This window comes from Collinsella aerofaciens (assembly GCF_020709435.1).
Taxonomy (GTDB): Bacteria; Actinomycetota; Coriobacteriia; order Coriobacteriales; family Coriobacteriaceae; genus Collinsella; species Collinsella aerofaciens_AU.
On the sequence record NZ_JAJFDP010000030.1, the window covers coordinates 1 to 6,808 of the forward strand.

General features: G+C 56.0%; 7 protein-coding genes. 4 read left to right on the forward strand and 3 right to left on the reverse strand.

Features of this window, described 5'->3' with window-relative positions; genetic code table 11:
• Window positions 1–237: 237 nt before the first annotated feature.
• Entirely contained in the window at window positions 238–558 is a 321-nt protein-coding gene (locus LK493_RS09860; RefSeq protein ID WP_195235102.1) for a multidrug transporter, read from the forward strand.
• A gap of 116 nt (window positions 559–674) precedes the next feature.
• On the opposite strand, the gene LK493_RS09865 is transcribed toward LK493_RS09860, so the two are convergent.
• Together LK493_RS09865 and LK493_RS09870 are read right to left on the reverse strand one after the other, a co-directional pair.
• A complete protein-coding gene (locus tag LK493_RS09865) occupies window positions 675–3,440 on the reverse strand; it encodes an FtsX-like permease family protein (protein ID WP_227790900.1) in 2,766 nt (921 codons plus the stop codon).
• Between the two features lie 5 nt (window positions 3,441–3,445).
• Window positions 3,446–4,147 (reverse strand): ABC transporter ATP-binding protein, encoded by a 702-nt coding sequence (locus tag LK493_RS09870; protein ID WP_227790901.1) that lies wholly within the window; start codon window positions 4,145–4,147, stop codon window positions 3,446–3,448.
• A gap of 271 nt (window positions 4,148–4,418) precedes the next feature.
• On the opposite strand from LK493_RS09870, the gene LK493_RS09875 reads away from it, so the two are divergent.
• The 3 genes from LK493_RS09875 to LK493_RS09885 all read left to right on the forward strand — a co-directional run bounded on the left by LK493_RS09875 (window position 4,419) and on the right by LK493_RS09885 (window position 5,790).
• A complete protein-coding gene (locus LK493_RS09875; RefSeq protein ID WP_227790902.1) occupies window positions 4,419–5,057 on the forward strand; it encodes a GyrI-like domain-containing protein in 639 nt (212 codons plus the stop codon).
• 347 nt (window positions 5,058–5,404) lie between these two features.
• Window positions 5,405–5,677 carry an Abi family protein gene (locus LK493_RS10395; protein WP_227790905.1) on the forward strand — a complete coding sequence of 91 codons (273 nt, stop codon included), beginning with the start codon at window positions 5,405–5,407 and terminating at the stop codon, window positions 5,675–5,677.
• Window positions 5,596–5,790 (forward strand): chloride channel protein, encoded by a 195-nt coding sequence (locus tag LK493_RS09885; RefSeq protein WP_227790903.1) that lies wholly within the window; start codon window positions 5,596–5,598, stop codon window positions 5,788–5,790. The genes LK493_RS10395 and LK493_RS09885 overlap by 82 nt, the downstream gene beginning before the upstream one ends.
• Window positions 5,791–5,934: 144 nt before the next feature.
• Here the strand turns inward: LK493_RS09885 and LK493_RS09890 are convergent, their stop codons facing one another.
• A complete protein-coding gene (locus tag LK493_RS09890) occupies window positions 5,935–6,513 on the reverse strand; it encodes a methylated-DNA--[protein]-cysteine S-methyltransferase (protein WP_227790904.1) in 579 nt (192 codons plus the stop codon).
• Window positions 6,514–6,808: the final 295 nt, after the last annotated feature.

A 6,808-nucleotide genomic window follows, 5' to 3' on the forward strand; every position in this document is an offset into this window, starting at 1 on the left:
AGAGAGCGCTCCCGCAAACTGCCTCTTGACAACTTATAGGAGCGTCGGTTTTATTTTTCGTTTTCCCGGCATGGTTGAGGGTATCCAATTAAACGTAGTAGATAGGCCCGTTTTGTGGCATACGACCCATTCAAGCCCAATCTCGAAGGCTAAAGAGAGCCTCTCATCCGCACCTGCGAGCGAAAACCAAATAGAATGAAAGGCAAATGGAAAGCCCGTTTGACGAGCGGAGAACATATGCGCGACGTAACCGAAAGCGACTGGAAGCTGTTTAAGAAAATGCTTCCTCAATGGCAAGAACGTTATATGGAAAAGCTCATCGGCCAGTACGTTGAGATGCTGAACGGCGACAGCGAAGCGTCCAGTAGATTTTGGGCACTAGAAGAGCGCCTCAATAGAGACAAGCTGTCCTCAGGCGTAATTGCAAACGACATTCGCCGCAGCACAATGCACCGCGAGATAGCCAATTTGCTTATCGACAGCGTGATCACCCTTGACGACCTTGACGGTTTTACCGAAGACATTAAGAGCTATGCGCAACACTGGATTGGCCAGTAAGAGCACTGAACGACAGACATCCCCAGCAAAACGGGGCAAACGCTGGGCCACCTAATGGTTGTCCGGCGTTTGCCCAGATAAAACCTGCCAAAATATACCTGTCCCTTTTTGGCAGGTTACTCGGCGCTCTTGAGGGCGCCGACCATGTCGATCTTGTTGAGCGTTCGATTGGTGGCAAGGTTGACGATAAACGTAAAGGCAAAGGCCAGCAACACGGATAGCACGTAGCTCAGCGGCTCGACCTCAACATCAAAATACAGCGACGGCATCTGCAGGATGTACGTAAAACTCTCGGCCAGCAAGCCGCCTAGCGGTACGCCCAGTGCGGCGCCAATCGCCGTGAGGATCAACGTCTCCTTGTTGACGTAGTGGTGCACCTCGCCGCGACGGAAGCCCAACACCTTGATGGTCGCCAGCTCGCGTTCGCGCTCGGAGATATTCGTGTTGGACAGCGTAAACACCACCACAAACGACAGGCACGCCGCCATAAAGGTCACGAGCACCACGACCGAATTGATAATCGTAAAGTTCGCCTCATAGTTTTCCCAATGCTCGGCCGTACTCGAAATCGTAAGCCAACCGTCACTCTTAAGATTCTTGCTAAACGCAATCTGGTCGGCCGACGAGCCCTTAAGCAGCACAAAGACGCCGTTGAGGCGTGCGCTTCGACCGAACGCGCGCTCATAGGTACTCTGCGTCATGTAAAGCGTGTTGCCCAGATAGTTGAGCGAGATGTCGCTGACTTTGACCTTGGCAACATTGAGCGACGAATCCTGGACGTGTGCTGTATCGCCCGGCTGAATCCCCAGCACCAGCTGCGAGCTCTTGCTTAAATACACGTCCCCGTCACGCAGGGCGAGCGGTTCTTTGGACTCATCCTCCAGGCGCACGTAATCGCCCAAGTCACCCGTGCGGTCGTCGGGAATCACAATGAGCTGTACGGTCTCGCTCTTGCCGCCAAACGTAAAAGTGACGTTGTCGGTCATAATCGGCAGCGTCGAGGTCACGGTCACATTGGAGTCCTTGGCCGCACTGCGCTCGTCCAGCGCCGCGCACGTCTGCGTAAAGTCATCGGGATTGGCGACCGCCAGCAGGTCATAGCGCGTAATGTGCCCGTACTGCTTGGGCGACAGCGCGACCGACGTATCACGAATGCCCATGCCGCAAATTACAAGCGCTGTGCAGCCCGCGATGCCAAAGATGGTCATAAAGGCGCGCTTTTTGTAGCGGAACAGGTTACGCGCCGCCACCTTGTTCAAAAAGCCCATGCGACGCCAGATAAAGCCGATGCGCTCAAGCAAGATGCGCGAGCCGGCACGCGGGGCCTTGGGACGCATAAGCGAGGCTGGGGTCTCGGACATCTCGTGGCGGCAGGCGATAATCGTAGCGCCCACCACGCCCACGGCAAACAGCGCCACCGACACGAGCGACGACACGATGTCGTACGAAAGCAGCATCTGGGGCAGCGAGTACATGTCGTCGAACACCGTAAACAGGAACAGCGGCAGGCCCACAAATCCGATGATGTTGCCGAGCACGCCGCCGATCAGACACGCCCACAGCGAGTAGTCCACGTATTTGGACAGAATACGCCCACGTGAATAGCCGAGCGCCTTGTACAGGCCAATAAGCGTGCGCTCCTCCTCGACCATGCGCGTAGCGGTGGTAAGGCTGATGAGCACGGCGACGATAAAGAAGATAAACGGGAACACCGTGGCGATGGCCTCAATTGACGAGCTATCGCTTTCCACGCTCGAGTAGCTTGCGATATTGCCGCGGTCCTGGATGTACCACGTACATTCGCCTAGATCGGAAAGCTCGGCGCGGGCATCGGCGAATTGTTGGTTGGCGGCGGCGCGGCGCTGGTCCAACTCGGCCTGAGCTTGGACGCGCTCCTCGCTGCCCTCGGCCATACGGTCGATGTTGCCCTGTTCAATCCCAAAGAGCATATTCGCCTGGCGTTCGGCCGCATCTAAGCTTGCCGGCGTGTCAACCGTCAACTCCTGAGCACGTGCCTTCTCACGCTCCTCGCGGATCTTCTCGATATTGCCCTTGACCTCGTTGATCTTTGTCGTGTAGGCGTCCGAATAGGAGCTGAGGCTCTTGGCTCCCTCGACGATCACGTGGACCGAGGAGTAGGAAGAAGATGTCGCGGCGTCCTCGTTCACATAGAACTTATAGTCCGCAGCCGAAGCAGCGCGAAAGGCGTTGACTGTCGAGTCGGAGCTCACGTCGGTGGGATCGAGGACCTCGGCCGTAATGGTGTAATCGCCCGCGGCAAACTGGTCCTTGGCACTTTGGTTCGACGAGCTCGCGTCATTGGCGGCAAAACTCACCGTATCGCCGAGCTTTTTGCCCGAAGCCTTCAGGAACTTCGAAGTCACCGCGACCTCATCGGCGCTCTCGGGCAAATCACCGCTCACCAGCACCGGTTGATCGATATTCTCCTTGGAAAGACTTTGCACGATCACGCGCTCGCGTGTTGTGCCCACGGCGGTGTAGGCGGTCTCGGTGTAGATACCCTCGGCCGTCTCGACGCCGTCGACCTCTTGGATAGCCGCAAGATCGTCGCGCGTAAGGCCATAGGTCGACTGCACGTTAATGTCATAGACATTCTGCTGGTCAAAATAGGCGTCGACCGAATCGCGCAAATCTTCGCAGCCTGCCTTAAGACCGCACATCACGCTCACGCCAAGCGCGGTGATGACCACGATAGACAAGAAGCGCTTAAGACTGCCGCGGATTATACGGTAGATGCCACGGCGAAAAACCGTCGGCACCATATCGTTTGAGCTCTGAGCGGTGCGGTAGGTCGCAAACTCCCGGTCGCGACCCGCGCGCTCCGTATCGTGGTTTTGGCTGTTTTGGCGGTCCTGGTCCATGGGCGCTACCACTCGATCGTCTCGATAGGCACGGGATTTTGCTGGACCGTCTCGCTCTCCACGCGACCACTCTTAAAGCGGATCAGGCGATCGGCCATGGGCGCGAGCGCGGAGTTGTGCGTGATGATGATGACCGTAATGCCCTGCTTGCGGCAGGTATCCTGCAGCAGCTGCAAGATCTGCTTGCCGGTTTTATAGTCGAGCGCGCCCGTGGGCTCGTCGCATAAAAGAAGCTTGGGGTTCTTGGCCAGTGCGCGGGCAATGGACACGCGCTGCTGCTCGCCGCCCGAAAGCTGCGCGGGGAAGTTGGCGAGGCGCTCGCCCAGGCCAACCTGGCGAAGCGTCTGTTCGGCATCGAGCGAATCGGGGCAGATCTGAGCTGCAAGCTCAACGTTTTCGAGCGCCGTCAGGTTGGGAACCAGATTGTAGAACTGAAAGACAAAGCCGACGTCGGCGCGGCGGTACTCCACAAGCTGCGCCTCGTTGGCAGAGCTCACGTCGCGCCCGTCCACTGTCACGGAGCCGGAGGTTACCGTATCCATGCCGCCTAGGATGTTGAGCGCCGTAGTCTTGCCGGCGCCCGAAGCGCCCAGGATAATGGCGAGCTCACCGCGCTCAACGGTAAAGCTCGCGCCGTCGAGCGCATGGATGCGGGCATCGCCCTCGCCGTATGCTTTGATGACGTCTTTGAATTCGATATAGGCCATCGATCGGTTCCCATCTGGTCGGATAACTCTTTAGTATTACCCATTTCACGCCGACCAAAAAGGGACAGGTTCATTTTGGCAGGTTTTATATGGGGAAACGACAGCCATAGATGAGGCGCCGGGGAGGCAGAGAAATCATCGACGGGGTCAGGCCGACCGCCAAACACAACGCACGCATCTCTATCTGTCAGCAAAATCATTCGAACAGCTGTTCGTTTCTATGATATGATTCCGTTATCTAAGCAGGCCAATACGCAGAAAGGCGGCCAACATGGCGTTCGACTTTAAGAAGGAATGCAAGGAGCTCTACAAACCTGCAAGCAAGCCGAGCATCGTAACTGTCCCGCCTATGAGCTACGTTGCCGTTCGCGGAAAGGGCGACCCAAATACCGAAGGTGGCGAGTATCAAAACGCCCTGCCGCTGCTTTACGGCATCGCCTATACCGTCAAGATGTCGAAGAAAGGCTCAAGGAGTATCAAGGGCTATTTCGACTTTGTGGTACCGCCGCTCGAGGGTTTCTGGTGGCAAGACTCCCCGAGCGGCGACATCGATTATGTACGCAAGGACGATTTCAACTTTATCTCGTGCATTCGCCTGCCCGATTTCGTCACCCGAGATGACTTTGACTGGGCAGTCGCGGAAGCCACGACCAAAAAGAAACTTGACTTTTCTGCCGTCGAGCTGCTTAAAGTTGACGAGGGTCTCTGCGTTCAATGCATGCACACCGGGCCCTACGACAACGAACCGGCGACCGTAAACGCTATGAATGAATACACGACCGAGCAGGGCTATGTCCCCGACTTCTCAGACACCCGTTTCCATCACGAAATCTATCTCTCCGATCCACGCAAATGTGCACCGGAGAAACTTAAGACTGTGGTTCGTCATCCTATCAAGCGCGCTGAATAGTGTGGAGCGTCATTTCATGCGCTAGGTTTTAAGCCAGCCAACCAGCCGCCTCCTAGGCCGTCCGGTAATTATCTTGACGCGGCCCGTCGCATCTTATAAGTTTGTTTTGCTAAAGCTGGAAAGCCTCTCAACGATGCGCAACTCCAGCCCTTTTTCTATCAAGAGGCTTAAATGAAATACCGGAAGTCGCGGATATCCATCAACGAACAGATAGCACTATTGACAGAAAACAAGGGTCTTAAGTGCTCTAATCAAAGCGAACTCGAGCGAGCTTTGGTCGAAGTCGGCCACTACAAACTGTCGGCCTACTGGTTTCCCTGCAAACCAAATGCAAGTCCGGGATTACCATCTTTCGCGAAGGCACAACATTCGAAACCATCATCTACACGTATGAATTTGACCGAGCCCTCCGGCAGTTAATGTTTGATGCGGTCGGCAGAATTGAGATCTACCTCAGAAGCAGAATTGCCTATCTTGCCTCTGAGGAACGCGGGCCTTTCTGTTACCCAGATATCGCCATAACGAGGCTCAACTCGGCATGCCCATCGGGCTTTGCGCCGCGCTGGGATACGCCGCCGTCTTTGGCAGCGCCACCAATACGCTGCTCGCACCCATCCTGATTGGCTGCGAAGTCTTCGGTTTCGGTAATCTGCCGGCATTCTTCATCGTCTGCGTCGCGGCTTACCTGTTCAACATGGATAAGTCGATCTATGCCCTGCAGAAGCGGGCGTAGAAAGATGTCCAAGCAAGTGGTCTCAACCGGAAACGGCATCCCACTCTAAGGCTGTATTCCGGGACACGGTTTCCGTTTGGGACGCCATTCGGAAAGCGCATCCCGTTCTTTCACGGCGTCTTGGCTATGCAAAGTGCTCGAACGTTATTCCTCGTACGCGCCCTCGAGCCGAAGCAGCCACTCCTTGCGGTCAAGCCCGCCGGCATATCCGTTGAGCGAACCATCGGCGGCAACCACGCGATGGCACGGCACGATAATCGAAATGGGATTGCGTGCAACCGCAGTCCCCACGGCACGGGGAGACACAACGGGCGCCTCGTTTCCCGGTACACGATGTCGAGCCGCAACACGCTGGGCGATCTCGCCATACGTAGCGACCTCTCCACGCGGAATAGAAAGCAGCTCGTACCAAACTTCACGCTGAAACGCCGTGCCGATCATATGCAACGGCGGCGTAAACCGAGGTTCCTGCCCTGCAAAATAAGCATTCAGCCAAGCCCAGGAACGCTCAAGCACCGAAGACGCCGCACCATTTGCCGGACTCACCGACGACATGCCGCCAGCACCAGAAACTGCATCGGCGCCTTCAACATGTTCGGGATCTTCTTTGAGAAGCGTGGAGCCAAAATGCTCCTGCCCCTCAAACCAAAGTCCCGTCAAACCGCGGCCATCAGCGGCAAGCAGGATTTCGCCCAAAGGCGAAGCAAACGTCGTCGTGACCACCAGCGGCTCCTTTCAAAACTCCGCAACATAATACCGCGAATTGTGCAGACAACCCCACAGATACGTCTGGGCGGGCTCGCAATTGCTTAAGCGAGGCTGTTTTCCCCAATCAAGCGAAGAAGACGCAGGGCTTCGACGCCAGTGCGGTACCTCTATCAGCTGAGCTCTAATACTTTCCCGAGAAGTGAACGAGTAAAAACGAAGCCCCGGAGCATCCACACCTTTAGCCCAAAAAACCGCTGTTAGCGCCGGGCGATTTTAGCCGCTAATAGTCAAACTATTTTGACCAATCCCG